General features: G+C 67.6%; 29 protein-coding genes. 12 read left to right on the forward strand and 17 right to left on the reverse strand.

Annotation, left to right across the window (positions count from 1 at the left end; genetic code table 11):
- The first annotated feature begins 62 nt into the window (after window positions 1-62).
- Entirely contained in the window at window positions 63-899 is an 837-nt protein-coding gene (locus E3O44_RS01285) for a DUF3097 domain-containing protein (RefSeq protein WP_134531868.1), read from the forward strand.
- A gap of 274 nt (window positions 900-1,173) precedes the next feature.
- Entirely contained in the window at window positions 1,174-1,377 is a 204-nt protein-coding gene (gene cspE / locus E3O44_RS01290; protein ID WP_035840308.1) for a transcription antiterminator/RNA stability regulator CspE, read from the forward strand.
- Between the two features lie 151 nt (window positions 1,378-1,528).
- Here cspE and E3O44_RS01295 read toward each other — a convergent pair whose 3' ends face one another.
- Window positions 1,529-2,116: a TMEM175 family protein gene (locus E3O44_RS01295; RefSeq protein ID WP_134531869.1), complete on the reverse strand. Its 588-nt coding sequence runs from the start codon at window positions 2,114-2,116 to the stop codon at window positions 1,529-1,531.
- Between the two features lie 119 nt (window positions 2,117-2,235).
- On the opposite strand from E3O44_RS01295, the gene E3O44_RS01300 reads away from it, so the two are divergent.
- Window positions 2,236-2,745, forward strand: a complete 510-nt coding sequence (locus tag E3O44_RS01300) for a SixA phosphatase family protein (RefSeq protein WP_134531870.1) — start codon at window positions 2,236-2,238, stop codon at window positions 2,743-2,745.
- A gap of 11 nt (window positions 2,746-2,756) precedes the next feature.
- On the opposite strand, the gene E3O44_RS01305 is transcribed toward E3O44_RS01300, so the two are convergent.
- Together E3O44_RS01305 and E3O44_RS01310 are read right to left on the reverse strand one after the other, a co-directional pair.
- The gene (locus E3O44_RS01305) at window positions 2,757-3,236 is read right to left on the reverse strand and encodes an Lrp/AsnC family transcriptional regulator (RefSeq protein WP_134531871.1); all 480 of its coding nucleotides are present in this window, start codon (window positions 3,234-3,236) and stop codon (window positions 2,757-2,759) included.
- 155 nt (window positions 3,237-3,391) lie between these two features.
- A complete protein-coding gene (locus tag E3O44_RS01310; protein ID WP_134531872.1) occupies window positions 3,392-5,209 on the reverse strand; it encodes a DEAD/DEAH box helicase in 1,818 nt (605 codons plus the stop codon).
- A 58-nt stretch (window positions 5,210-5,267) separates the two neighbouring features.
- Here E3O44_RS01310 and E3O44_RS01315 point away from each other — a divergent pair, with 58 nt between their 5' ends.
- Window positions 5,268-6,056 (forward strand): SGNH/GDSL hydrolase family protein, encoded by a 789-nt coding sequence (locus E3O44_RS01315; RefSeq protein ID WP_134531873.1) that lies wholly within the window; start codon window positions 5,268-5,270, stop codon window positions 6,054-6,056.
- A gap of 9 nt (window positions 6,057-6,065) precedes the next feature.
- Here E3O44_RS01315 and E3O44_RS01320 read toward each other — a convergent pair whose 3' ends face one another.
- Together E3O44_RS01320 and E3O44_RS01325 are read right to left on the reverse strand one after the other, a co-directional pair.
- Window positions 6,066-7,301 carry a D-alanyl-D-alanine carboxypeptidase family protein gene (locus E3O44_RS01320; protein WP_241975941.1) on the reverse strand — a complete coding sequence of 412 codons (1,236 nt, stop codon included), beginning with the start codon at window positions 7,299-7,301 and terminating at the stop codon, window positions 6,066-6,068.
- Window positions 7,302-7,348: 47 nt separating this feature from the next.
- Entirely contained in the window at window positions 7,349-8,149 is an 801-nt protein-coding gene (locus E3O44_RS01325; RefSeq protein ID WP_134531874.1) for a TrmH family RNA methyltransferase, read from the reverse strand.
- A 141-nt stretch (window positions 8,150-8,290) separates the two neighbouring features.
- Between E3O44_RS01325 and E3O44_RS01330 the strand changes: the two genes are divergently transcribed.
- The gene (locus tag E3O44_RS01330) at window positions 8,291-9,142 is read left to right on the forward strand and encodes a Sir2 family NAD-dependent protein deacetylase (RefSeq protein WP_134531875.1); all 852 of its coding nucleotides are present in this window, start codon (window positions 8,291-8,293) and stop codon (window positions 9,140-9,142) included.
- A gap of 92 nt (window positions 9,143-9,234) precedes the next feature.
- Window positions 9,235-9,891 (forward strand): histidine phosphatase family protein, encoded by a 657-nt coding sequence (locus E3O44_RS01335; protein ID WP_241975943.1) that lies wholly within the window; start codon window positions 9,235-9,237, stop codon window positions 9,889-9,891.
- On the opposite strand, the gene E3O44_RS01340 is transcribed toward E3O44_RS01335, so the two are convergent.
- Both E3O44_RS01340 and E3O44_RS01345 read right to left on the reverse strand, forming a co-directional pair.
- On the reverse strand, window positions 9,879-10,976 hold the full coding sequence (locus E3O44_RS01340; RefSeq protein ID WP_134531877.1) for a glycosyltransferase family 4 protein: 1,098 nt from the start codon (window positions 10,974-10,976) through the stop codon (window positions 9,879-9,881). The two genes, E3O44_RS01335 and E3O44_RS01340, sit on opposite strands and share 13 nt — an antisense overlap.
- Window positions 10,973-11,872, reverse strand: coding sequence for an alpha/beta fold hydrolase (locus tag E3O44_RS01345; RefSeq protein ID WP_134531878.1), 900 nt, complete (start codon window positions 11,870-11,872; stop codon window positions 10,973-10,975). Before E3O44_RS01345 ends, E3O44_RS01340 begins: the two co-directional genes overlap by 4 nt.
- A gap of 79 nt (window positions 11,873-11,951) precedes the next feature.
- Here E3O44_RS01345 and E3O44_RS01350 point away from each other — a divergent pair, with 79 nt between their 5' ends.
- On the forward strand, window positions 11,952-12,638 hold the full coding sequence (locus E3O44_RS01350) for an exonuclease domain-containing protein (protein ID WP_134531879.1): 687 nt from the start codon (window positions 11,952-11,954) through the stop codon (window positions 12,636-12,638).
- An 80-nt stretch (window positions 12,639-12,718) separates the two neighbouring features.
- Here the strand turns inward: E3O44_RS01350 and E3O44_RS01355 are convergent, their stop codons facing one another.
- The 3 genes from E3O44_RS01355 to glgA form a co-directional block, all read right to left on the reverse strand.
- Window positions 12,719-12,970, reverse strand: a complete 252-nt coding sequence (locus E3O44_RS01355; protein ID WP_134531880.1) for a type B 50S ribosomal protein L31 — start codon at window positions 12,968-12,970, stop codon at window positions 12,719-12,721.
- A 112-nt stretch (window positions 12,971-13,082) separates the two neighbouring features.
- Entirely contained in the window at window positions 13,083-13,865 is a 783-nt protein-coding gene (locus E3O44_RS01360) for an ABC transporter ATP-binding protein (RefSeq protein WP_134531881.1), read from the reverse strand.
- Between the two features lie 49 nt (window positions 13,866-13,914).
- Entirely contained in the window at window positions 13,915-15,096 is a 1,182-nt protein-coding gene (gene glgA / locus E3O44_RS01365; protein ID WP_134531882.1) for a glycogen synthase, read from the reverse strand.
- Window positions 15,097-15,175: 79 nt separating this feature from the next.
- On the opposite strand from glgA, the gene E3O44_RS01370 reads away from it, so the two are divergent.
- Window positions 15,176-16,420: a glucose-1-phosphate adenylyltransferase gene (locus E3O44_RS01370; protein ID WP_134531883.1), complete on the forward strand. Its 1,245-nt coding sequence runs from the start codon at window positions 15,176-15,178 to the stop codon at window positions 16,418-16,420.
- The gene (gene serB / locus E3O44_RS01375; protein WP_134531884.1) at window positions 16,417-17,064 is read left to right on the forward strand and encodes a phosphoserine phosphatase SerB; all 648 of its coding nucleotides are present in this window, start codon (window positions 16,417-16,419) and stop codon (window positions 17,062-17,064) included. Before E3O44_RS01370 ends, serB begins: the two co-directional genes overlap by 4 nt.
- Window positions 17,065-17,099: 35 nt before the next feature.
- On the opposite strand, the gene E3O44_RS01380 is transcribed toward serB, so the two are convergent.
- Window positions 17,100-18,785: an HNH endonuclease signature motif containing protein gene (locus tag E3O44_RS01380; RefSeq protein WP_134531885.1), complete on the reverse strand. Its 1,686-nt coding sequence runs from the start codon at window positions 18,783-18,785 to the stop codon at window positions 17,100-17,102.
- Window positions 18,786-19,087: 302 nt separating this feature from the next.
- Entirely contained in the window at window positions 19,088-19,798 is a 711-nt protein-coding gene (fabG, locus tag E3O44_RS01385) for a 3-oxoacyl-ACP reductase FabG (RefSeq protein ID WP_134531886.1), read from the reverse strand.
- Window positions 19,799-19,932: 134 nt separating this feature from the next.
- On the opposite strand from fabG, the gene E3O44_RS01390 reads away from it, so the two are divergent.
- Genes E3O44_RS01390 through E3O44_RS01400 form a run of 3 tightly spaced genes read left to right on the forward strand, consistent with a single transcriptional unit; the run spans window position 19,933 to window position 21,424 of the window.
- Window positions 19,933-20,328, forward strand: a complete 396-nt coding sequence (locus E3O44_RS01390) for a DUF3099 domain-containing protein (RefSeq protein ID WP_134531887.1) — start codon at window positions 19,933-19,935, stop codon at window positions 20,326-20,328.
- On the forward strand, window positions 20,325-20,585 hold the full coding sequence (locus E3O44_RS01395; protein WP_134531888.1) for a hypothetical protein: 261 nt from the start codon (window positions 20,325-20,327) through the stop codon (window positions 20,583-20,585). The genes E3O44_RS01390 and E3O44_RS01395 overlap by 4 nt, the downstream gene beginning before the upstream one ends.
- The gene (locus E3O44_RS01400; RefSeq protein WP_134531889.1) at window positions 20,582-21,424 is read left to right on the forward strand and encodes an SURF1 family cytochrome oxidase biogenesis protein; all 843 of its coding nucleotides are present in this window, start codon (window positions 20,582-20,584) and stop codon (window positions 21,422-21,424) included. Before E3O44_RS01395 ends, E3O44_RS01400 begins: the two co-directional genes overlap by 4 nt.
- 69 nt (window positions 21,425-21,493) lie before the next feature.
- Here E3O44_RS01400 and E3O44_RS01405 read toward each other — a convergent pair whose 3' ends face one another.
- The 5 genes from E3O44_RS01405 to E3O44_RS01425 all read right to left on the reverse strand — a co-directional run bounded on the left by E3O44_RS01405 (window position 21,494) and on the right by E3O44_RS01425 (window position 25,487).
- Window positions 21,494-23,092, reverse strand: a complete 1,599-nt coding sequence (locus E3O44_RS01405; protein WP_134448675.1) for an ABC-F family ATP-binding cassette domain-containing protein — start codon at window positions 23,090-23,092, stop codon at window positions 21,494-21,496.
- A 92-nt stretch (window positions 23,093-23,184) separates the two neighbouring features.
- Window positions 23,185-23,826, reverse strand: coding sequence for a TetR/AcrR family transcriptional regulator (locus E3O44_RS01410; protein ID WP_134531890.1), 642 nt, complete (start codon window positions 23,824-23,826; stop codon window positions 23,185-23,187).
- A 152-nt stretch (window positions 23,827-23,978) separates the two neighbouring features.
- A complete protein-coding gene (locus E3O44_RS01415; RefSeq protein ID WP_134448677.1) occupies window positions 23,979-24,308 on the reverse strand; it encodes a metal-sulfur cluster assembly factor in 330 nt (109 codons plus the stop codon).
- Between the two features lie 4 nt (window positions 24,309-24,312).
- A complete protein-coding gene (gene sufC / locus E3O44_RS01420; protein ID WP_134448678.1) occupies window positions 24,313-25,077 on the reverse strand; it encodes a Fe-S cluster assembly ATPase SufC in 765 nt (254 codons plus the stop codon).
- 80 nt (window positions 25,078-25,157) lie between these two features.
- Entirely contained in the window at window positions 25,158-25,487 is a 330-nt protein-coding gene (locus E3O44_RS01425; RefSeq protein WP_134531891.1) for a non-heme iron oxygenase ferredoxin subunit, read from the reverse strand.
- Window position 25,488: the final 1 nt, after the last annotated feature.

Genomic DNA, 25,488 nt, shown 5'->3' on the forward strand with positions numbered 1-25,488 from the left:
CCCGCTCGTCTCCCCGTCGTCTCCCGCTCCGCTCCCGCTGATGTTCGGCTAACGTCGAACGGGTGAATGACGATCGATACGGACAGGACGCCCTGAGGCCCGGCTGGCGCGAGGTGGGACGGAAGGTCATCCCGACCCAGGAGGCCGTCCGCGACCTCGTCGTCGAAGAGGTCGCGACCGGGTTCTGCGGGGCCATCGTGCGCCTCGAGAAGCAGATCGTCACCCTCGAGGACCGTCACGGCGCACTCCGGCTCTTCCCGCTCGGCTCAGCGTTCCTGATCGACGGCGAGGCCGTCCGCCTCGTCGTCCCCGCCAGGGCCCCCCAGCAACGCGCACGGACGGCATCCGGGTCCCTGGCCGTTGCCGCGACACCCGCCCGGGTCGCCCGCGGCAGCCGGATCTTCGTCGAGGGCCGGCACGACGCGGAGCTCGTCGAGAAGGTGTGGGGAGCCGACCTGCGCATCGAGGGCGTCGTGGTCGAATACCTCGAGGGCGTCGACAACCTCGAGGAACTCCTCCGCGAATTCAAACCGGGACCGGGACGCAAGGTCGGCGTCCTCGTCGACCACCTCGTGGCGGGGTCCAAGGAGAGCCGCATCGCAGACCAGGTCGCGCGCGGTCCGCACGGACGACACGTGCTCGTGGTCGGGCACCCGTATGTCGACGTCTGGCAGGCCGTCAAACCGGAGCGGCTCGGCATGACGGGCTGGCCGACGATTCCCCGCTCGGTCGAATGGAAACACGGAATCTGCCAGCACCTGGGCTGGCCGCACGAGGACCAGGCCGATATCGCCAGGGCCTGGCAACGCATCCTGGGCCGGGTCCGGTCGTATGCCGACCTCGAGGCCGCCTTCCTCGGCAGGGTCGAACAGCTCATCGACTTCGCCACCGTCGACTGACCCAGTCGCCTGACCAGCACCAACGACTCGAAATCAGCCCTGTTCGGGCGAAATATTCATAAAACGTAACGGTTACGACTCGAATTCGTCCTGAATCCGCTTCATACCGAGCGAAGTGGTCTAGTCTTGTCCCAGTAGTTGTAGTGCTTGCACGTCTTAAAACGCACGGACTCCGGTCCATGCGGCGTATTCCTTTCGGAAGCGGACGACGAATACCGCGACGAACGGCCCCGACAGTCGGGGTCGGTCTAACACTCCTGGAGGAGTTTCAAAAATGGCAACAGGTACCGTGAAATGGTTCAACGCTGAAAAGGGCTTCGGATTCATTGCTCCCGACGACGGAAGCGCCGACGTGTTCGCGCACTACTCCGCGATCGCTTCCAATGGCTACAAGTCCCTCGACGAGAACCAGAAGGTCGAGTTCGAGGTAACCCAGGGCCCCAAGGGTCCCCAGGCCGAGAACATCCGCGCCCTCTGATTCTGCTCAGTGCTGAATCAGCACACTGCTTGAACTGCGACTGACTGAGGTCACTCGCCCAGAGAGCTCCAGTAATGCCCCCGCTTCGGCGGGGGCATTACTTCGTTAAGCCACACCACGTACCGAACTACTCGCCGAAATACTCGCCGAATCACTCGCCGCGTCCGTCCCCCACGAAGCGCTCTACCCGCCGGTCCGGTACCAGCCAGATGAGCGCTGCGATCGCGAACACGCCCATGGCCGCGAGCGGTTGCACCAGGGCGACCAGAATCCCGGCGAGGTAGATGAAGGGCGAGCCCTTGCCCTTCCAGTCCCGTCCGAGGGCCGTGGCGAGGGCTCCGTCGGCGCCCTGATACCGGATCAGGGCCCGCTCCAGGATGTAGAACGCCACTGCAGCCAGCAGCAGGGTGATCCCGTAGACCATGACCGGGACCTCGGCGAACCCCGACTCGTCACTCCACCTCGTGACGAACGGGAACAGGGAGAGCCAGAACAAGAGATGCAGGTTCGCCCACAGGATGCCGCCGCTCACGCCGGAGGCGAGGCGCAGCAGGTGGTGGTGGTTGTTCCAGTAGATCCCGATGTAGACGAAGCTCAGCAGGTAGCTGAACAGCGTCGGCAGGATGGTCACGAGCCCCTGCCAGGTGGGTTCCTCCGGCACCCGGATCTCGAGCACCATGATCGTGATGATGATGGCGAGCACACCATCGCTGAACGCCTCGAGCCTGTTCTTGGTCACCGTGCCTCCACGTCCCTGTCATCCGATCACCGCGGACTGAGGGCATCATCCCAGATTCCGCGTGCCCTGTCAGGAGCGGCGTTTGTCACCCGTGCCGCCTTCGGTGGCAGACTCTGGGTATGAGTGAGCGCACGCTGATCCTGCTTCGGCACGCCAAGTCGGACTGGTCCGGCGAAGTGTCAGACCTGGAGCGACCGCTCGCCGACCGGGGGCTGCGGCAGGCGCCGCTCGCGGGAGCGTGGCTGGCCCGCAATATCGGGCACATCGATCTCGCCGTCGTCTCCCCCGCGCACCGGGCCAGGAGCACCTGGGAAATCGCCGAGGCCGAACTCACCGAACCACCGCCCACCCGCGTCGACAGCCGCGGCTATGCCGCCTCGGCGGACGAACTCCTGGACGTCGTCCGGGAACTCCCCGATGAGGCTCACACCGTCGTGCTCGTCGTGCACAATCCCGGGATCGCAGACCTGGCCGAGGTCCTGACCGGACAGTGGACGCCGATGCCGACGAGCACCCTCGCCGTGCTGAGCTTCACCGGGCCATGGTCGGAGGCCGGAGAGCGGCCCGCCGTGGTCCTGGCCACGGGGCGACCGCCTGAGGACCTCCGGCACCGCCTCGGACACGGCTGAAGCCAGGGCGCCTAGTTGACGAGGTCCTGCCAGCCGTCACCATCGACGTACTCGAAGATCAGGTTGGTCTCGGTATGGGCGACCGCCGGATGCTCTGCGAGATGCTCGAGCACGAAGTCCCGGAGCGCGGACGCGTTCGCCGCCGCGACGTGCAGAAGGTAGTCGTCCGCCCCCGCGGTGTGGAAGAGGCCGATCACGCCGGGCCAGTGCGGGGCGGCGTTACGGAAGTCGTCGATCTGCACCCGGGCGTGCTTGGCCAGCCGCACCGAGATGAGCGCCTGCAGGGACGCCCCGAGGGCGGCAAGGTCGATGTTCGCGCGGTAGCCACGGATGTGCCCGAGTTGTTGCAACCGGCGCAGCCGCAGCGACACCGTCGACTCGGCGACGCCGATCTCGGCCGCGAGTGCGGCGCCGGAGGCCCGCGCGTTGACCGAAAGGGCCTTCAGTAATGCCCGGTCGACCCTGTCGATTTCGGCTTTCTTCGGTTCCATCAGCCACACTCTTTCGTCACTGAGAGTTTATGCGACAGAACACTCGATAACGCAAGGGTCTGCGTCCTGACCGGGTAACGATCGATGATCGATCGCGTTCGGCAGCGTCGTCCTCAGCGTCGAAGTCGGCGTCGAAGTCGGCGTCGAAGTCGGCGTCAGCTGCGGCCGAGGCGGCGGCGCAGCAGGTCGATCCTGTTCTGCAGCTGGGTCACGCTCGCCTGGGCGACCGCCGGCCCCCCGCACACCCGCCGAAGTTCGGCGTGCACGATTCCGTGCGGCTCGTTTGCAAGCTTCGACCACATGCCCACGAGACTCGCGAGCAGGGTGCGCTGTTCCTTCAGGGTGCGGTACAGCGGCGGCGGTTCCTCCGGGGCGATCTCCCCTGTGACCGGGTTCTTGCGCCGGTCGGTGGATCGTTTGGCCTGGCGCGACTGCCGCTGCCTGAGCAGCTCTGACACCTGTTCCGGTTCGAGCAGCCCGGGAATGCCGATGAAGTCGAACTCCTCGTCGGTGCCCGGCTCGGCAAGCTGACCGAATTCGTCGCCGTCGAACATGACCATGTCGAAGGTCGCCTGGGAGTCGATGGCCTGCCAGGTGAACTCGTCCTCGCCGAGACCGTCGGACCCCTTCTCGTCGCGGTTCGCCGCCGCGACCATGGCGTCTTCCGGGTTGTACATCCCGTCGTCGCCGTCATCCCGGTTGCTGCGGTCGAGCGCGTGGTCGCGTTCGAGTTCGAGCGCGTTGGCGAGGCTCAGCAGGCTCGGCACGTTGGGCAGGAAGATCGAGGCCGTCTCACCGCGCCGCCTGGCGCGCACGAAACGACCGATGGCCTGCGCGAAGAACAGCGGCGTCGATGCGCTCGTTGCGTACACTCCCACGGCGAGCCTCGGGACGTCGACGCCTTCGGACACCATCCGCACGGCGACCATCCACCGGCGGGTGTTCTTCGAGAATTCGTCGATCCGGTCGCTCGACTCCTTCTCGTCCGAGAGCACGACGGTCACGGGCTCGCCGGAAATCTCCTCGAGGATGGTCGCGTAAGCGCGGGCCGCCGACTGGTCCGTGGCGATCACGAGGCCACCGGCATCCGGGATACCCTGCCGAACCTGGGTGAGCCGGGAGTCTGCCGCGCGCAGCACGGCGGGGATCCACTGTCCGGTCGGCTCCAGCGCCGTGCGCCAGGCCTGACTCGTGATGTCCTTGGTGTTGCCCTCGCCGAGCTTGGCTTCCATTTCGTCGCCGGCGCGCGTGCGCCATTTCATGTGCCCGGCGTAGACCATGAACATCACCGGTCGCACGACGCCGTCGGCGAGGGCCCGACCGTAGCCGTAGTTGTAGTCGCTCTGCGACAGGCGGATGCCGTGCTCGTCCGGCAGGTAGCTGACGAACGGGATCGGCGAGGTATCGGATCGGAACGGGGTCCCGGTCAGCGAGAGGCGGCGGGTCGCCGGCTCGAAGGCCTCCCGGATCGCGTCGCCCCAGCTGAGGGCGTCGCCGCCGTGGTGCACCTCGTCGAGGATGACGAGGGTACGGCTGGACTGGGTGAGTTCGCGGTGCAGCGCGGCCCGGCTGGCGACCTGCGCATACGTGACGGCGACCCCGTGGAAGTGGTTGCCGTACCGGCCGTCCGCGTTCTTGAACGAGGGGTCGAGGCGGATGCCCGCGCGAGCGGCGGCATCCGCCCACTGGCGCTTGAGATGCTCGGTCGGGGCGACGACGGTGATGCGGTCGATCAGGTGCCGCGCACGAAGCTCGGCGGCAAGCCGGAGAGCGAAGGTGGTCTTGCCTGCTCCCGGTGTCGCGGCGGCGAGGAAATCCCGGGGCTGGTGAACGAAGTAGGCGGCGAGGGCCTCTTCCTGCCAGGCGCGCAGCTTGGTCGCGGTGCCCCAGGCGGCCCGGCCGGGAAACGACGGGGACAGGTGTTCGGCTGCACTCGTTCCCTGGTTCGGTTCGAACGCTGCTGAGATAGTCACTTCAATAGAACCTAGCAAGGTGAACAGACAGTTTCGTGCAAACGAGGAGAATGGACTGATGACAACCGCATTGCATCCTTGGTCACGGTACGTAGCCGTCGGCGATTCCTTCACGGAGGGTGTCGGCGATCCCGAGCCCGCGTGCCCGGGCGGGTTCCGGGGCTGGTCCGACCGGGTCGCCGAGGTGCTCAGCCAGGGTTCTGAGGACTTCGCATATGCGAATCTCGCGGTGCGCGGCAAGCTGATCCGGCAGGTCATGGACGAGCAGCTCGAGCCGGCCCTCGACCTTCGCCCCGACCTGATCACGTTCTCCGCGGGCGGCAACGACGTGATCCGGCCGGGGTCCGACCCCGACGAGATCGCCGCCCGGTGCGGTGAGGCCGTGCGGCTGCTCAGCCGCGACGGAGCCACGATCGTGCTCTTCACGGGTGCCGACGTCGGGTTCGCCCCGGTCTTCCGCGGGATTCGCGGCAAGATCGCGATCTACAACGAGAACATCCGCGCGGTCGCGGCCCGGTACGACTGTGTCGTCGCCGACCTGTGGGCGCTCACCGAGATCCAGGATGCCCGGATGTGGGCGCCCGACCGGCTGCACCTGAACGCCCTCGGACATCACACGGTCGCCCGGATGGTGCTCGACGTGCTCAACGTGCCGAACAGCCTCGAACCCTCGGAGCCGGAGCCGTTGCCCGCGCAGACCTGGCGCCAGGCCCGCAGCGAGGACATGGTCTGGGCGCGGGAGTATCTCGTGCCGTGGGTGCTGCGCCGCATCCGGCACCAGTCGTCCGGCGACCACGTGCTGCCCAAACGCCCGGAAGCCGGTCCGTTCCGCCAGGCGCTCAAGTAGCAGGGGAGGTCAGCGGGACGCGAACAGTTCGCCGGGGTGCGTGAAGCGCCACCCCGGCCCGGGGTCGCTGAGCGTTCCGTCCAGGACGAGCGGAACACTGACCGTCTTCGTGCCGACCGTGAAGTCGAGAGACCCGACGGTGTCCCCGTCGGCGCCGACCCCGACCGGACGGGCCGTGGCGACGCCCGTGACGGCCGTGTCAGACCAGACGAGAGCGGATGCCGGCCCGGCGGCCACGGCCGTCCCGCTCTGTCCCCAGACGCTCGCGTACGCTCCGTAGGCAGCACCGGCCTCGGTCAGGGTGACCTCACGGAAACCGGGCTTGACGCTCTCGATCAGGCGCCCGATGTCGGCGTCGAGGGTGTCGTGGGTGGTCCCGCCGAGCAGGACCCCGACGAGGGTCACGGTGGTCTCGCCGACGGTGAAGTCCGCGGAGAACAGCAGGCAGGCGCCTGCCTCGTCCGTCGTCCCGGTCTTGATGCCGTCGACGCCGTGGTCACCGAGCATCTCGTTGGTGTTCGTCACCGTTCCGATCGTCGGCAGCACTGCCGTCTTCTCCGACACGATCGAGGCGAGCGCCGGGTTCTTCAGCACGAGCTTGCCGATCTCCACGAGGTCGGCCGGCGTGCTGGCGCTCCCGGGTGACAGTCCGCTCGTGTCCGCGATCGTGGTCCCCGTGAGGCCATGATCGGTGAGCCAGGCCCTGGCGACCTTCAGATACGCGTCGACACTGCCGAACGCCCAGTTCGCGAGGGTGATGCTGTAGTTGTTCGCGGACGGCAGCAGCATGCCCTCGAGGGCCTGGCGCTGGCTCAGCACCATCCCGGACACGACGGGGGCGACGGAGCCGTCCTGGGCGAGCACGTCGTAGTAGATCTGCACATCGGCGTCGGTGAATTTCACGTCCGGGCCGGCCTCGGTGACCGCGAGCGGCTTCGCGTCGAGCAACACGAGGGAGGTGATCATCTTGGTGATGCTCGCGATCGGCACGGCGGCCTGGCTGCCGCTGGAGCCGAGCACCCCGTCGTAACCGACGGCGCCGATCGCGCCCTCCCCGATTCCCGGCCACACCATCGCCGTCGCCGGTTGGGTGAGCGCGGCGGGCTGGGTGAGCGTCGCCGCGGACGCGGGAAGAGCCGCGGCACTCGTCGTCGCGAAATAGCCGCCGAGCAGGATCACGACGAGCAGTCCCCCGAGGACGGCGAATCGGCGACGCAGGATGGTGGAACGACTCGCGGAAGGCACCCGTTCACCTTACCGATCCCAGGACAGGGAAACGCTGGACGCGCGGGTCAGCGCAGTGCGTACAGTGCGACCGCGCTCGCCGATGCGACGTTGAGCGAGTCGACGCCGTGCAGCATCGGGATCGTGACGACCGTGTCCGCGACCGCGAGCGCCTGCCTACTGAGGCCGTCGCCCTCCGCGCCGAGCACGATGGCGAGCCGCTCCGGCGGATCGATCGCGAAGTCGTCGAGGCTCACCGCGTTGTCGGCGAGGGCGAGGGCCGCGAGGTGGAAGCCGGCGTCGTGCAGCAGCGGGACGGCCTCATCCCATTCGGGCAGCCGGGTCCACGGCACCTGCAGCACCGTTCCCATGCTCACGCGCACGCTGCGCCGGTAGAGCGGGTCGGCGCAGCGCGGGGTGATCAGCACGGCGTCTGCGCCGAGACCCGCGACCGAGCGGAAGATCGCGCCGACGTTGGTGTGGTCGACGATGTTCTCGAGAATGACGATCCGGCGTGCACCCCGGATCAGGTCGGCCACCGGCGCGAGCACGGGCCGGTGCATCGCCGCGAGTGCCCCCCGGTGCAGGTTGTACCCGGTGAGTTCTTCGAGCACGGATGCCGCGCCGACGTAGATCGGCACGTCCGGCCAGTCTGCGAGCAACTCGAGGGCGTCCGGCAGCCATTGTTCCTGCAGGAGCACCGATCGGGGGCGATGCCCGGCGTCGAGGGCCCGCGCGATGACCTTGGTCGACTCTGCGATGTACAGGCCGCCCGCCGGTTCGGACTTGCGCCGGAGTGCGACGTCGGTGAGCTGCGAGTAATCGGCAAGACCGGGGAGGTCGAGGGAGTCGATGTGGATGATCTGCACGGGGATTTGCCTTTCGAAGGAGAACAGGTCCAGCCTGCCAGTTGGACCGCCCGGTCCTGTAACCGGGGTCCGGTATCCCGGGTTCTGTAACAAGGACGAAAACTGACCCGCCTAGACTCGGTCAGGACAGGACGGAGCGTTATGACCACCGAGACGATTCCGGTCGCCAGTGAGGTGTCGGCCGGCACCCTTGATTCGGTCGCCGATCTCCTGCGGGGAAAGCGTGCTGCGGTGCTGACCGGCGCCGGGCTCAGCACCGATTCGGGCATCCCGGACTATCGGGGCAAGGGCGCCCCCGTCCGCACTCCGATGAACTACCAGACCTTCATCGACGACCCCAGGGCCCGGGTGCGGTATTGGGCGGGCAGCCACCTCGGCTGGCGCCGGTTCCGCGCCGCAGAGCCGAACCTCGGGCACCGTTCCCTCGTCGCCCTCGAGGCCGGAGGAGTCATCTCCGGCGTGATCACCCAGAACGTGGACGGGTTGCACACCAGGGCCGGCTCCCGGCACGTCGTCGACCTGCACGGGTCGATGGACCTCGTGGTCTGCCTCGGCTGCGGCCAGGCCTTCGACCGGGAGAGCATCGCGGCCCGGCTCGAGGCAGACAACCCCTCGCTCCGGCGGCCGGACTCCGCCCGCCTCGCGCCGGACGGTGACGCCGACGTCACGGACCTCACGGACTTCGTCATCCCCGCGTGCACCGTCTGCGGCGGCATGCTCAAGCCCAACGTGGTGTTCTTCGGCGAACTCGTGCCGACGGTCAAGTTCATCGAGGCCACGGCCCTCGTCGCGGGGGCCCAGGCGCTCATCATCGCCGGGTCGTCCCTTGCGGTCAATTCGGGCATCCGCCTGCTCGAACAGGCCCGGCGCCGCAAGCTGCCGATTATCGTCATCAATCGGGGTGTGACCAAGGGAGACGGGCGCGCACTGGTTAAGCTGGAAGCGGGCACCTCCGAGGTGCTGGCCGGGCTCGCCGAGCGCCTCGCGGGGTAGCGGCGTCCGGGTCGCCGGACTGGGGCAGCGCACGGCTGGACCGGCCCGGAACAGGCAGCACCAGACAGGAGCCACGCGAGACCATGCACCGGTTGCAGACCAGGCTTTCCATCGTCCGCCACGGCCAGACCGACTGGAACCTCGCCACCCGCATCCAGGGGCGCACCGACATCCCGCTGAACTCGACCGGACGGGCCCAGGCGGCCGAGACCGGCCTGCTCCTGCTCAAGCGGAGTCGCTCGGGCGCAGCGCCGAGCCTCGACGGCGGCCTGACCCCGAGTGCGTCCGGCTGGGAGAAGATCGTCTCGAGCCCCCTCGACCGGGCGGCGGAGACGGCCCGCATCATCGCGGGAGAACTCGGCTTGCCGCGGCCGGAGATCATCGACGATCTCACCGAGCGCCACCACGGCCACATCGAAGGGCTCACCTTCGCCGAACGGCAGCGCCAGTTCCCGAACGGGATGCCGGTGCCTGGCCTCGAGTCGCGCCAGCAGGTTCTCGACAGAGTGCTGCCGGCTCTCGGCCGCGTGGCCGAGGAATTCCCCGGTGACGCGGTGCTCGTGGTCTGCCACGGCGGTGTGATCGGGACGCTGATCCGCTACCTGACCGACGGAGTGCGCCCGCACCCCGATGAGATCATCGCGAACGGTTCCGTCCACGACTTCCTCTGGAGAGACGGCCGCCTCGAGCTCGAGCACTTCGACGCGACGATCCGCGGCTTCGCGGAGAACACGCACTACTCGGGCTGAGCGGGCCGCTCCGCCGTCTGACGGATCACCCGGAGCAGGATTCCGGCGGAATCGGCCCAGTTGTAGCGGGCGGCCTGCTCGATGGCGAGCCCCGACCGTTTCGCCCACTCCCCCGGTTCGTCGAGCCGGTGGACAGCAGCGGCGAGACCCGCGGCGTCGCGCGGCTCGAAGTAGAGCGCGGCCTCCCCGCCGATCTCGCGGAAGATCGGGATGTCGCTCACGACGACGGGGATCCCGAGGCTCATCGCTTCGACGAGGGGGATCCCGAAGCCCTCGTCGAGGGACGCGGTCACGAGGGCGGTCGCCGAATCGAGCAGGGCGACGTACTCGTCGTCGGAGACGCCGTCGTGGAACACGATCCGCGCGCCGGGGACGAGCGTCTGGAGGCGGGTCTTCTCGGCGTCGCCGATCCTGCTGAGCAGGTGCAGGTAGTGGCCAGGCAGGTCGGCGAGGGAGCGCACGAGCGTGTCGACGTTCTTGTACGGCATGAACGAGCCCATGTAGATGAGGCTGCCCGTGGCCGGGCCGGTGCGCCGGACGCCCGTCTCGGCGCCCGCCGCGCCGGCGAGAGCGCCTGCGGCATTGGGGACGACCGTGATGGGCCTGCGGGTGAGACGGTGCTTCAGCATGAGGGCCCTGGTCGTCTCCGAGACCGTGACGATGCCGTCTGCGCGGTTCAGCAGCATCCGCTGCGGCCACCAGGAGAGGTGGTAGAGCCGCCAGAGCAGCCGGATGAAGGCGGGCAGGTCGCGCGGGGGCGTGCGGTTGCGATAGTAGATCAGGTCGTGCACGGTGAGCAGCAGCCGGTAGTTGCGGCCCCAGGACCCCATGGTCTGCATCGGGCTGAAGACGATGTCGGGGTGCAGCCGGTTGACCTGGAAGGCGACGAGGGGCTCACGGATGCTCGTGGGCGCGCTCACGAGCTGCCACGGGAGTGCGGGCAGCATCGCGAGTTGCCGGTGGTCGCTGATGAGCATCGTCACGGGGTGCAGCCGGCTCAGCTCTGTGACGAGTTCTGAGGTGTACCGGCTGATACCGTCGTGCCGGTCGAACCGGGTGTACCGGCAGTCGAACACGATCCTCATGCCGAGGCCGTTTCGTCCAGGAAGCGGCGCAACTGTTCCGCCGCTTCGACGGGGACTTCGTAGTGGATGAGGTGCCCGACGTTGGGGATGACATAGAGGCGGGCGTCCGGGAACAGCGTGCGCAGGCGGTACTGGGCCTCGACGGGGGTGATGTCGTCCTTGTCCGCCGCGATCAGCAGGGTGCGTTGCGGGATGCGCGCGGCGAATTCGCTCACGTCGCTTCCGACGGAGGCACGGAAGGCCTCGAGGACGACCCGGCGATCGGAGAACGCGGAGAAGTACCGGTCGTGCTGGTTGTGGATCCAGCGGCGGAGGGCGGGGTCACGGGTCTTGGCCATCGCGATGCTCATCACGCGGACGATCACGCGGTTGCGGAGCAGGGCGAAGCCGAGCCGTTCGGGCAGCGCGGCGGCCGCCCAGTAGTAGAACACGGCGAGCCGGGTGAGGATGCCGCGGGGACCGGACAGGGCGGGAGCCGCGATCGGGTTGACGAGGACGACGACATCGGCGGGCAGCCCGCCCGCGACGGCGGACGCCGCGATGATCGAGCCGAACGAGTGCCCGAGGATCACGGTGCGCCCGGTCGGGGCGACCGCTGCGACGAAACCCCTGAGCCATTCCGAGTAGCCGGGCACGTCGTGCGCCAGGGTCGTGAGAGGTGCCGACTCGCCGAAGCCGGGGAGGTCGGGTGAGAGGATGCGGTACCCCGCGAGCTGGGCCACGACGGGCTCGAGGCCGTGGTGGTCGCCACGGAAGCCGTGCACCATCACGATCGTCGTCGTCGCGGCCGGATCACCGTACTCCCAGTAGCGGGTGTCGGTCCCGAGCACCGGGACGGTGTGGACGCTCACCGGGATCCGGGCGAGCTGGGCGTCGTATGGCGAAGGAACAATCATCCGTTCCAGCTTACGGGGACGCGCGGGGCAGGCGGCGGTGGCTCCCGGGGATGTCGTCGGTCGGCCCTAGGCTGGCCCCATGAGCAACTGGAGTGACACCCTCGCCGTCTTCGACCTTGAAACGACCGGAATCGACGTGGAGACGAGTCGCATCGTGTCGGCGACGGTCGCCGTGATCGACGTCTCTGGGGCGGTCGTCGAGCGCGTCGACTGGCTTCTCGACCCGGGCATTGACATCCCGGAGCAGGCGACCAACGTGCACGGGATCACGACCGCCCAGGCCGTTGCGAACGGCCGCGTCGCGGGGGAAGGCGTCACCGAGATCGTTGCGACGATCCGCGACCTGCTCGGCAGGGGCCTTCCGATCGTGGCGTACAACGCGCCGTACGACCTCTCGCTACTCAACCGGGAGGCGCTGCGCTACGGGGTCGCACCGCTCGTCTCCCCCGCGCCCGTCGTCGACCCGCTGGTCATCGACAAGCAGGTGGACCGCTACCGCAAGGGCAAGCGAACGCTCGAGGTCACGAGCGCGTACTACGGGGTGTCCCTCGACGACGCCCATGACGCCGGAGCGGACGCGATCGCCGCGGGCAGGGTCGCCCAGGCCATCGCTAAGGCACACGCCGCCGTGCTGCCGGGCACCGTCGCCGAGCTGCACGACCTGCAGGTGCAGTGGTCGATGCAGCAGGCCGAGCGTTTCCAGGACTACATGCGCCGCGAACGCGACCCGAAGTTCGTCGCGAGCGGTGCGTGGCCGGAGCGGTAACGCGCGCAGCAGACAACGAAAAAGGCGAGCAGCCGTGGCTGCTCGCCTTTTCTGTGTAACGCGCGTGCGGTGGTTCGGACTTATTTGCCGAAGCCCTTGTAGCGGGAGTTGAACTTCTCCACGCGTCCGGCGGAGTCCATGATGCGCTGCTTGCCCGTGTAGAACGGGTGCGACTCGGAGGAGATTTCCACGTCGATGACGGGGTAGGTGGTGCCGTCTTCCCACTCGATCGTCTTGGCGCTCGAGACCGTCGAACGGGTCAGGAAGGTCGCACCCGAGGCGAGGTCGCGGAAGACCACGGGGGTGTAGGTGGGGTGGATGTCAGACTTCATGAAAACTTCCTTATATGAGGTGCGCCGGTCCGGACCGGGTGGACCGGGGAACGGCGGCAGGAAAAAGTTACACGGCCCGAGGACCGACTGTCTAGTCTAGCAGAAGCGAGCGTCAGGCCGCACGGGCCGTGAAGCGACCGGCGACCTCGCTCAGGTCGATCGGCAGGCCGAACGTTTCGGTCAGGGTGTCCGCCGTCAGCGACTCCGCGAACGGGCCGGCCGAGACGACGCGGCCGCCCGAGAGGAGGAGGGCGTGGGTGAAGCCCAGGGGGATCTCTTCGACGTGATGGGTGACCATGATGATGGCCGGTGAGCTCGACTCGAGGGCATAACCGCCGAGCAGACGCAGGAGCTCTTCGCGGGCGCCGAGGTCGAGGCTCGCCGCCGGCTCGTCGAGCAGGAGCAGTTCGGGGTCGGTCATGATCGAGCGGGCGATCTGCACCCGCTTCTGTTCGCCGTCGCTCAGGGTTCCGAAGGTGCGATCGGCGAGGTGGTCGAGTCGCCATTCCTGGAGCACCCGCTGGGCGCGGCGCTCGTCGATGGTCTCGTATTCCTCGGTCCAGCGCCCGGTCACCGAGTATGCGGCGGTCATGACGACGTCGAGGACCTTTTCGCCGGCCGGAACCTTGCGGGCAAGCGCGGTCGACGCGAAGCCGATGCGCGGACGCAACTCGAACAGGTCGGTGCCGCCGATGGGCTCCTCGAGCACCTCGGCGGTGCCCCTGGTGGGGTGCAGCATCGCGGCGGCGATCTGGAGGAGCGTGGTCTTTCCTGCGCCGTTCGGGCCGAGGATCACCCAGCGCTGATCGTCATCAACACTCCAGTTCACTGAGTCGAGGATGGTTGTGCCAGCCCGGACGACGGAGACGTCGGTGAATTGAAGAACGTTGACCATGCATCCATGTTATCTGCCGACGCCGAGGCGTCGGCACGCCGGGCGGGGCTCAGAGCAACCCGGCGTAGATCTCCCGCGTGCTCGTGGCGATCTGGCTCCAGCTGAACTTTTCCTCTGCCCTGATCCGGCCTGCCTTGCCCATCTCTGCGGCACGATCGGGGTCGGCGAGGACCTCGAGCAGGGTGCGCGCGAGGTCGGCGACGAACCGGTCAGGGTCGATCGGCGTTCCGGTTCCGTCGCTGACCTGGTCGATGGGAACGAGGCGCCCGGTGGCCCCGTCGTCGACGACCTCGGGGATGCCGCCGGTCGCCGACCCGACGACGGGGAGGCCACAGGCCATCGCCTCGAGGTTGACGATGCCGAGCGGCTCGTAGACCGAGGGGCAGACGAAGACGGTACCCGCGGTCAGGACGGCCGAGAGGTCGTGCTGGGACAGGTGCTCGGGGATCCAGACGACCCCGGTGCGCTCGGCCTGCAGCGCCCGGACTCCTGCGGTGACCTCGGCCATGATTTCCGCGGTGTCGGGTGCACCGGCGCACAACACGAGCTGGACCTCGGGCGGAAGGGACGCCGCGGCACGAAGGAGGTAGGGCAGTCCTTTCTGCCGGGTGATTCGGCCGACGAACACGACGGACGGGCGGCTCGGGTCGATGCCGAGCGAACGGACAACGTCCGTGTCCGCGGTCGGCTTCCAGGCCTCGAGGTCGATGCCGTTGTAGACGACGTGCACCCGGGACTCGTCGAGTGCCGGATAGCTGCGGAGGATATCCGCGCGCATTCCCCCGCTCACGGCGATGACGGCATCCGCTGCCTCGAACGCGGTTCGTTCGATCCAGCTCGAGACGCGGTAGCCGCCGCCGAGCTGTTCGGCCTTCCACGGCCGGAGCGGCTCGAGGCTGTGGGCGGTGACGACGTGAGGGACGCCGTGGAGAAGCTTCGCTAGATGCCCGGCACCGTTGGCGTACCAGGTGTGCGAGTGCACGACGTCGGCGCCGGACACGTCCTGGGCCATCTGCAGGTCGACGCCGAGGGTGGCGAGGGCGGCATTCGCCGTGGCGAGTTCGGCGGGCACGCCGTATGCGAACGTTTCCGGTGCGTCACGGGGCGCTCCGAAACAGCGCACGACGACCTCAATGTCGGTGCGGAGGGCCTTGACGAGCTCGGCGACATGCACGCCGGCCCCGCCGTAAACCTCTGGTGGATACTCCTTGGTCAACAGATCGACTCGCATGCAATAAAACTAGCGCAGCACCGTCAGACACACACCTTTTCGAGTGGCCCCCGGCCCCGGATGCCCCTACTGTAAAGACATGGCATCGAAGAAGATCTTTGGAATCGTACTCGCTGGCGGTGAAGGCAAACGCCTGATGCCGCTTACGGAGGACCGCGCAAAACCGGCCGTTCCGTTCGGAGGCAATTACCGGCTTATCGACTTCGCGCTGTCCAACCTGATCAATTCCGGGTTGACCCAGATCGTCGTCCTGACCCAGTACAAGTCGCACAGCCTCGACCGTCACGTCTCTCAGACCTGGCACGTCTCCGGTGGGCTGTTCAACTCGTACATCGCCTCAGTCCCCGCGCAGCAGCGCCTCGGGAAGCGCTGGTTCTCCGGCTCCGCCGACGCGATCCTGCAGAGCCTGAACCTGATCCATGACGAGAAGCCGGACATCGTCGTCGTTGTCGGTGCCGACCACGTCTACCGCATGGACTTCAGCCAGATGATCGCGGCCCACATCGCCTCCGGCGCGCAGGCGACGGTCGCCGCGATCCGGCAGCCGATCGGTCTCGCCGACCAGTTCGGTGTCATCGAAGTCGACGGGGCAACGCCGGACCACATCCGGGAGTTCCGCGAGAAGCCCAAGGACGCCGTCGGCCTGGCCGATGCTCCGCACGAGGTGTTCGCCTCGATGGGCAACTACGTCTTCAACGCCGACGCCCTGATCGAAGCCGTGCTGCGCGACGGCGAACGCACCGACTCGAGCCACGACATGGGCGGGGACATCATCCCCGACTTCGTGTCCCGCGGCGAGGCCGGCGTATACGACCTCCAGCGCAACGAGGTACCCGGCTCCACCGATCGCGACCGGTACTACTGGCGCGACGTGGGAACCATCGACTCCTTCTTCGAGGCGCACCAGGACCTGATCAGCGCGCTCCCGGTCTTCAACCTCTACAACCAGAAGTGGCCGATCTTCAGCCAGCAGCTCAACTCGCCGCCGGCCAAGTTCGTCAGGGACGGCCGCGGCTCGCTCGGCACGATGATCGACTCGATCGTGTCTCTCGGCTGTGTCATCTCGGGAGCCCACATCGAGCGCAGCGTGCTCGGACCGTGGGTGTCCATCGATTCCGGGGCCCACATCGCGGACTCGATCCTCTTCGACCGGGTGCAGATCCTGCCCGGCGCGACCGTACGTCGGGCCATCCTCGACAAGAACGTCGTCGTCGCCGCGGGCGCCTCCGTCGGCGTCGACAGGGACCGTGACCTCGCGCGCGGCTTCAGCGTCACCGAGTCCGGCATCACCGTGGTCGGCAAGGGCGTGCACGTACACCCGTGACCCGTCCCACTCGTTTCCTGGTCGTCCTCGATTCCGATTCCACCCTGATTGAAAACGAAGTGATCGAGCTCCTGGCGGATGCCGCCGGGTCGCTCGAACTCGTCGCCGCGGTGACCGATCAGGCCATGCGCGGTGAGATCGACTTCGCCCAGAGTCTCCGTGCCCGGGTGAAGACGCTCGCCGGGCTGCCGGAGAGCGTCTTCGCCGACGTCGGTCTCCTGGTGCGCCCGACTCCGGGAGTCCACGAGCTCATCGCGGGCCTGCACGCTCATGGCAGTCGGATCGGTGTCGTCTCCGGAGGGTTCCACGAAGTACTCGACCCGCTCGCGGAGAGCCTCGGAATCGACCACTGGCGGGCCAACCGGCTCGAGGTCGCCGATGGCCACCTCACCGGCAACCTCGTCGGGCCGATCATCGACGCGACCGCGAAGGCCGACACGCTTCAGGAGTGGGCGGCCGAACTCGGCGTCGGGCTCCCCCGGACCGTTGCCGTCGGCGACGGTGCGAACGACCTGAAGATGATGCACGTCGCGGGCCTCGGCATCGCGTTCAACGCGAAGCCCCTCGTGCGGGCCCAAGCGGATGTCGCGATCGACATCTGCGACCTCAGCCAGGTCCTGCCACTCCTCGGCCTCCGAGGCTAGCGCTTCCCCTGTCGGAGCGCCGTGTGCGGCGCACTTCAGTCGCGGTTGGGTGGTCCGGTCAGGACCTGGTGGGCGCGGTGCCGGTTCGGTGGCCGCCAGAGCCGTTGCGGGTCGATCAGCCCCGGGGCCCGCACTTGTGGTGAGCCTTTCACCATCCGGATCTCCCACCCCGAGGTGTCGATGGTGTGGTGATGGAACCAGCACAGGAGGACCCCGTTGTCGACGTTCGTGGGTCCGTCTTTTGCCCAGGGCTTCACATGGTGTACCTCGGCCCAGTGCGCCGGGGCTTTGCAGCCGGGGATGATGCACCCGCCGTCGCGGGCGGTGATCGCCCGCCGTTGCGCCCGGTTGAAGTACCGCCGTTCGGGGCCGAGTTTGAGGACCTGGTTGTTCTCGCCGAACAGGACCCCCTGGAAGCCGCCGTCGCAGATCCGCTGGCGCACGGTCTTGAGCGACACCGGGGCTTCGACCCCGTCGATCCACCCCACACCAAGCCCCGACGCGAGGTCGGCCGCGTTCACGTGCACCATCACCGTGGGAGCGGACCCGCCCATGCTGGGCGTGCCCTCATCGCGGGCGGCGTGTTCGATCAACGCCCGGAGGATGTCGGCGCGCTTCTCCCCGCTAGTGCGCGTGTCCTGGCGGCGTTCCCGAAGCTCCGCTTCGATCACGTCGAGCTCCGGGCCCGTGCCGGCGTCGGTGCCCGAGGTCTCGGTGCCTGCGGTTTCGGCGCCGGGGATCATCTGCCCCGAATCCATCAGGGCCTGTTCCTCTTCGGTGGGGAACGCGGGCCGCGCGTGGAAGCTCAGGAAGGCGTCGAAGAGGGTATTCATCATCCCGAACAGTTCCGGCGTCACCCCACCCTTCACCGGATACAACCCGTTCTTGAGTTGTCCGAAGCCAATGTTCGACTTCGCCTCGAACAGGTCCTCCTGCGGCAGGACGCCGTCGGGGTCGAGGACGGACTGCCACTGGAGCACCATCCCCCGGATCAGATCCGCGGCCGCGGGGACCCCGGCGCCGGCGAGGTTCTCGGTTTCCGGGGTGATCCGTCCGGCCGCTGTGGCGACCAGGGCACGCTCGGCAACGTCCACCTCCGCCGGCACCGCCCGGTGACTGACCAACCCCAGCCCCGTCGTGATCAACTCGGCCGCCTCGACCCCGATGTCCCCCGCGGTCAGGGCGGCCCCGACGACCGGGAAGAGCGGCGGCAACACCGTCAGCCCTGCCCGGCGGGGCAACACCGCGTCGCCGAGTTTCGTGCGGCGCTTCACTTCCCGGGCCGAGACCCGGGTCACCCGGGTGAGTACGTCCCAGGGTCCCCGGCAGCCCATCTTCCAGGCCAGACCGTCCCGGCCGAGCACCCGCGCCCGCCGATCCACATCGGTGGCGGTGTTCACCCGGGCCGCATCCACCGTCCGGCCAATCGCTTCCACTTCCTTCAGAGCCGTGACCGCTTCCGCATCGTTGAGCAGTCCGACCGGGATCGCCGCCAAGGCCTCCGCGAGAACCGAACGTGCTTCCGCGAGCCGGGCTACAGCATCCGCATGAACCGACGGAACCGAGCCGGTCAGCCCCTCAGCACCCTCGAAACCCTCAGCAATCGCGACCGGATGGGCCGACTCGACCTGCCGGCCGCCTACCGTGGTCGGCTGATCCCCCGCAGTCCCGGAACCGGGTGTCTGCGGCGTGTGTGACTGTGGATCCGAAGCTCCTGCCATACCCCGATTCTACCCCGAATCGAACACTAGTACGAGGCTTGCTCACCTAATTTTGGGCTTCTCATCACGAGATTCAAAGCTGAAGACGAGTGAGTCCGCACTCGTGGTACCGAATTCAGGAGATGCGCCCGGGCGAGCGATACCGGCCCGCGGACCAGTGCGGCCGATCCCATCCGTTGGCAGGGATCTCCTGAATTCGACACCAGAACTGCCCGAATCTCCCGGGGCCACTGCGTGTGACTCAGGGTCTCTTACAGGTTCGCGCCGGGCTCCACGTCCCGGTGGGCGTATCGCTGACCTGGTCAGTGACCCATGCCGAGGCCGCCGTCGACCGGGATCACGGCGCCGGAGATATAACCGGCGTCGTCGCCCGCGAGCCAGGTGACGACCTTCGCGACCTCGGCGGCGGATGCGAAGCGTCCGGCCGGGATGTTCTTCTTGTATTCGGCCTGCACGGCGTCGGAAAGCTCTGCGGTCATCTCGGTTTCGATGAAGCCGGGTGCGACGACGTTCGCGGTGATGCCCCGGGCGCCGAGTTCGCGCGTGACCGAGCGGGCGAGCCCGACCAGCCCGCTCTTGGAGGCGGAGTAGTTGACCTGCCCCGCAGAACCGTAGAGGCCGACCACGCTCGAGATGAGCACGATCCGGCCGAACCTGGCCTTGAGCATGCCCTTGGACGCACGCTTGACGACGCGGAAGGCGCCGCTCAGGTTCGTGTCGATCACGGACGTGAAGTCGTCCTCTGTCATCCGCATCAGAAGAGTGTCCTTCGTGATGCCGGCGTTGGCCACGACGACCTCGACCGGTCCGAGGGCCGCCTCGATCTCGGTGAACGCGGCATCGATCGATGCGGCATCCGTGACGTCGGCGCGCACCGTGAGGGTGCCGTCGGGGCCTGAGCCCGAGCGGGCCGTGACCGCGACGCGGTGGCCCTGGCGTACGAATTCTTCGGCGATGGCGAAGCCGATCCCACGGTTGCCCCCGGTCACGAGAACGGTCCTGACGGAGGGCATACGGTTCCAATCTATTCCCAGCGAACGACCAGCCGTACGCACGTATATTCCAGTTTACGGTGTCATCCCACAGACCGGGCGGGACGTAGGCTTGTCAGGCATAACCTCCACCGGTTGACCGAAGCGATGAGAGTATGAAACAGCAGTCGATCACGTCCCTGCCTCCGTCTCCGGAGGACGAGCGACGAGCCCGGATGATCAGGTACTCGGTCACCATGGGTATCCGGATGGTGTGCATCGTCCTGATGCTCTTCGTGCACGGCTGGTGGCTTCTGGTCTGCGCCGCCGGAGCGATCCTGCTCCCCTATTTCGCGGTCATCGTCGCGAACGTCCATGGAAGCGGCGCGGGAACCACCGTCGTCCGCCCGGGAGCCGTTCAGCTGTACCGCGGCCAGTCCTCGAGCCAGTCCTCAGGCCAGTCCTCGACCGGGCCGGACTCCTCATCCTTCCCGCAGACTTCGCCCGAGCAGGCCCCTGAGCGACCGGATTCCACTCGCGACGCATCCCGCGACCCCGGCGCCGACTCATGATCGGTTTCGACGACGACCTCGACACACCCCGGTGTTCGCGGGCCGGCTGCCGGGAGGACGCCCAGTGGCGCATCGACTGGCGCAACCCCCGCATCCATGCCGCAGACCGGGTCAAGACCTGGCTCGCCTGCACCGAGCACGTCGACTACCTGCGTGAATTCCTGGCCGCCCGGGACTTTCCGGTGGCCGTCATCGCCCTCGACGCCGCACCGGGCACGGCCCCGGCCCAGGCACCCGTCGGGACGAACCCGTCGTGATCGGCTGGAAGTTCGCGTTCAGCCGCCGGTGGGCCGGCTACCTCGTGCTCACCATCATCTTCGGCGCCGCCTGCGCGGGTCTCGGCATGTGGCAGTTCGCCAGGCGCAATGAGGCCCTCGTCGAAATCAACAAGGTCGACGCGAACTACGACCACACGCCGGTGAGCCTGACGGAAGCCCTGCCCACCCTCGACTCCTTCGCCGAGTCACAGAAGTGGCTCCCGGTGACGATGACCGGAACGTACCTCATCGCGGACGAGCTGATCGTGCGGAACCGCCCGATGAATGTCCACCCCGGCTTCGAGGTGCTGACACCGCTGCTCCTCGCCGACGGCACCGTCTTCGTCGTCGATCGCGGCTGGGTCCCCACCGGTGAGACAGCGGATGCCCCCGGCCCGGTGCCCGCCGCACCGTCCGGTGAAGTCACCGTCATCGCCAGGCTCAAGGCCGGAGAGCCGACCCTTCCCGGGCGCACGGCGAGCGGAAACCAGATCGCGACGATCCATCTCGCCGACGTCGCAGAACGGGTCGGCGCACCCACATATACCGGTGCGTACGGCCTGATGGCCTCCGAGGACCCGGCGCCCGCCACCCGCCCCGCCGGCGTGACCAGGCCGGTCGCTGACGAGGGCTCGCACCTGTCCTACGCATTCCAGTGGATGCTGTTCGCCCTGCTCGGCTTCATCGGGCTCGGCTGGGCGGTCCGTCAGGAATTCCGAAATCTCAACGCGGACGATCCCGAAGAGCGCACCCGCGCGGAGGAACGCGCCCGCCGGATCGCCGCAAAGCCGCGCACGGACGCCGAGGTCGAAGACGACCTGATCGACAGCACGCACTAACGGACGCACTGCCGGACGCACTGCCGTACGCGCTTGCCGAAAGCGCGCACCGACCGGTGGGGGCGCTGGCTAGGCCAGCATGATCAGGTCGAGGTAGTCCTTGTTCCAGTGGTCCTCTGTGCCCTCGGGCATGATCAGCACCCGTTCCGGGTTGAGCGCCTCGACGGCGCCCTCGTCGTGGCTGACCAGGACGACGGCACCCTCGTAGTGCGCGAGGGCGTCGAGGATCTCGTCGCGGCTCGCAGGGTCGAGGTTGTTTGTGGGCTCGTCGAGGAGCAGAACGTTGGCGCCGGACACGACGATCATCGCGAGGGCGAGCCTGGTCTTCTCACCACCGGAGAGTACCCCGGCCGGCTTATCGGAGTCGTCACCGGTGAAGAGGAACGAGCCGAGAACCCGGCGGGCCTCCATCTCGGTGATGTTCGGCGAGGAGGACACCATGTTCTGCAACACGCTGCGCTTGACGTCGATGGTCTCGTGTTCCTGCGCGTAGTAGCCGATGCGGAGACCGTGGCCGGGCACGATGGTGCCGGTGTCAGGCTTGTCGACGCCCGCGAGCATCCGCAGCAGCGTGGTCTTGCCGGCACCGTTGAGGCCGAGGATGACGACCTTCGACCCACGGTCGATCGCGAGGTCGACCGCCGCGAAGATCTCGAGCGAACCGTAGCTCTTGGACAGGTCGTTCGCCATCAGCGGGGTGCGACCGCACGGGGCAGGCACCGGGAAGCGCAGCTTGGCCACGCGGTCGACGGCGCGCACGGCGTCGAGCCCGGAGAGCAGCTTCTCCGCCCGGGCCACCATCTGGTGGGCCGCAGCGGCCTTGCTCGCCTTGGCGCCGAACTTGGCGGCCTGCAGCTGCAGGGTGGATGCCTTCTTCTCGGCGTTGGCGCGTTCCTTCTTGCGACGGTCGGCGTCCGCGAGGCGCTGGCGCTGGTAGTTCTTCCAGTTCATGTTGTAGATGTCGATGACCATGCGGTTCGCATCGAGGTAGAACACCCGGTTGACGGTCTCGCCGACGAGTTCGATGTCGTGGGAGATGATGATGACGCCGCCGCGGTAGTTCTTGACGAATTCGCGGAGCCAGACGACGGAATCGGCGTCGAGGTGGTTAGTCGGTTCGTCGAGGATCATCGTCTCCGCCGCGGAGAACAGGATGCGGGCGAGCTCGATGCGGCGACGCTGTCCGCCGGAAAGGGTCTGCAGCTCCTGGTCGAGGATGCGGTCCGGCAGGTTCAGGTTGCTCGCGATCGAGGCTGCCTCCGCCTCCGCCGCGTAGCCGCCGAGGGCGTTGAACTGGTCGGTCAGGTTGCCGTAGACCTTCATGGCCTTCGCGGCGACCTTGGGGTCGTCGCTGCCCATGTCGAGGCCGGCCTGGTAGAGGCCAAGAGAGATCGTTCCGAGGCCACGGGCGTCGAGGATGCGGGTGCGCGCGAGCATGGTCGGCTCACCGGAGCGCGGGTCCTGGGGCAGGTAGCCGATCTGGCCGGAGCGGTCGATCTGGCCGTGGGTCGGCATCGTCTCCCCCGCGAGCGTCTTCGTGAGGGTCGTCTTTCCGGCACCGTTGCGGCCGACGAGGCCGATCTTGTCGCCGGCGGAGACGCGGAAACTGACGTCTTCCATGAGCACGCGCGCCCCGACTCTGATTTCGAGGTTTTGCACACTGAGCACAGCAATTGTCCGTTCGGAAGGTTCGTGGGAGGGGTACGGCCCGACCGGGCCAGCTATCTAGTATATTCTCGCGCGGCGGCGGGACGGGACGCTCAGAAAAGTGCGGCCCGAAGCATGTTCCCGAGCCACTCCCGGTAGGCCCCGAGCGACCAGTCCAGTTCGAGGACCAGCGAGCGGTAGACCTGCGGGTGGGCGAGCGCCCAGATCGCTGCCGCCGCTTCGTGGTCGCTCAGGCCGCTCCGCAGCGCATTCCGGTCGCGCAGGGCGGTCGCCGTCTCGCTGAAGTTGTGCAGCAGCCGTGCCGAATCGCGCACCTCGAGCCTCGCGACATCGGCGTCGATCCCCGCGGCCTGCCCGACCACCCGCCGCAGGGCCGCGGTGCGCACGTTCGTCTCGACGCACCAGTCGACCAGCAGGCGGATGATGTCGGTCGCCGAGCGGGGCCCGCCCGGCACCCGCTGCGCGGACCTCGGGTTCTCGCGAGCGGGCACGGCCTCGCTCACCGTTTCCGTCGCGCCGCGCTCAAGCACAGCCGCGAGCACGTCCGCCTTGCTTCCCACCGAGTTGTAGATGGTCTGCACGACGACGCCGGCGTCTGCGGCGATCGCCGTGAGGGACGCCCCGATGTAGCCGCGCTCGAGCATGAGTTGCTCGGCCGCGTCGAGGATCACCGTCCTGGTCGCTTCGCTCTGCACCGATCGGCGGTTCGGCCGCGTCTTTCCGGGGGAATTCATTTCATTAGCATACCGTTCCACTGACTGGATGCGGGTGCTAATCCGGTCGTGGGCGCCGGGATTCCGCCGGCCGAAGGCATCCGCCGGTTAACGCAGTGTCGCCCCGGATCGGAATCCGGGGCGACACTGGGCGGATGGTGCGGGGGCGAGGGTCAGATGGCGAAACCGAGGGCGCGCATCATGTCCCGACCGTCATCGGTGATCTTCTCCGGGCCCCACGGCGGCATCCAGACCCAGTTGATGCGGAACTGGTCCACGACGCCGTCGAGCGCTTCGGCGGTCTGTTCTTCGAGCACGTCGGTCAGCGGGCAGCCCGCGGACGTCAGGGTCATGTGGATGATCAGGGCGTCGTTCTCGTCATCCCAGCCCAGGTCGTAGATGAGGCCGAGGTCGACGACGTTGATGCCGAGCTCGGGGTCCATGACATCTTTGAGCGCCTCTTCGATCTCATCGAATCGCTCGGGTGACAGCGTTGAAACCATGCCGTCAGCCTACGTTCGAGTCGACGAGAAAGCGATCGTAACCTTCGTCCTCGAGCCGGTCGGCGAGCTCAGGCCCGCCCTGCTCTGCGATGCGCCCGTTGACGAACACGTGCACGAAGTCGGGCTCGATGTAGCGGAGGATGCGCGTGTAGTGCGTGATCAGGAGGATGCCGAGGCCGGTGTTGGCCTTGGCGCGGTTGACGCCCTCCGAGACGATCTTGAGCGCGTCGACGTCGAGTCCGGAGTCGGTCTCGTCGAGGATCGCGAACTTGGGCTTGAGCAGTTCGAGCTGCAGGATCTCATTGCGCTTCTTCTCGCCGCCGGAAAAGCCCTCGTTGACGTTGCGCTCGGCGAAGCTCTTGTCCATGCGCAGGTTCGTCATGGACTGGCGGACGTCCTTGATCCAGGAGCGGATCGCCGGCGCCTCGCCGTCGATCGCGGTCTTGGCCGTGCGGAGGAAGTTGGTGACCGTGACGCCGGGGATCTCGACCGGGTACTGCATCGCGAGGAACAGCCCGGCGCGGGCGCGCTGGTCGACGGTCATGGTGAGGACTTCCTCACCGTCGAGCAGGATCGAGCCACTGTCGGCGTGGTACTTGGGGTGGCCGGCGATCGTGTACGCGAGGGTCGACTTGCCGGAGCCGTTCGGCCCCATGATGGCGTGGATCTCGCCCTCGTTGATCGTGAGGTTGACACCCTTCAGGATCTGCTTGGTGCCCTGATCGGTCTCGACGCTGACGTGCAGGTCCTTGATCTCAAGAACTGACATGAATTCTCTGGTCTCTTTCATTCAATCGGCGCCGGGGCGCCGGTACGTGGTGGGGCGAAACGCGAAGGGTCGGAGACCTGTTACGCGGGAACGCTGATGGGGGTCGGGTCGATGTAGACGTTGCCGTCGATCAGCTCGACCTTGAAGACGGGAACGGGTTCGTACGCCGGCAGGTTGAGCGGGCGACCGCTCTTCAGGGAGAACTTGGAGCCGTGCGCCCAGCATTCGACCGTGTCATCCTCGACGAATCCCTCGGAAAGGGAGATGTCGCCGTGCGTGCAGGTGTCGCCGATCGCGAAGACATCGCCGGCGCTGTCCCGCACCACGACGATGGGGACTCCGTCGATCTCGACCTTGACGGCCTGGTTCTCTTCGAGCTCGTCGAAGGCGCAGATCTTCGTGGACGCCATG

The sequence above is a fragment of the Cryobacterium algoricola genome, from assembly GCF_004402485.1.
In the GTDB taxonomy this organism is placed as follows: Bacteria; Actinomycetota; Actinomycetes; order Actinomycetales; family Microbacteriaceae; genus Cryobacterium; species Cryobacterium algoricola.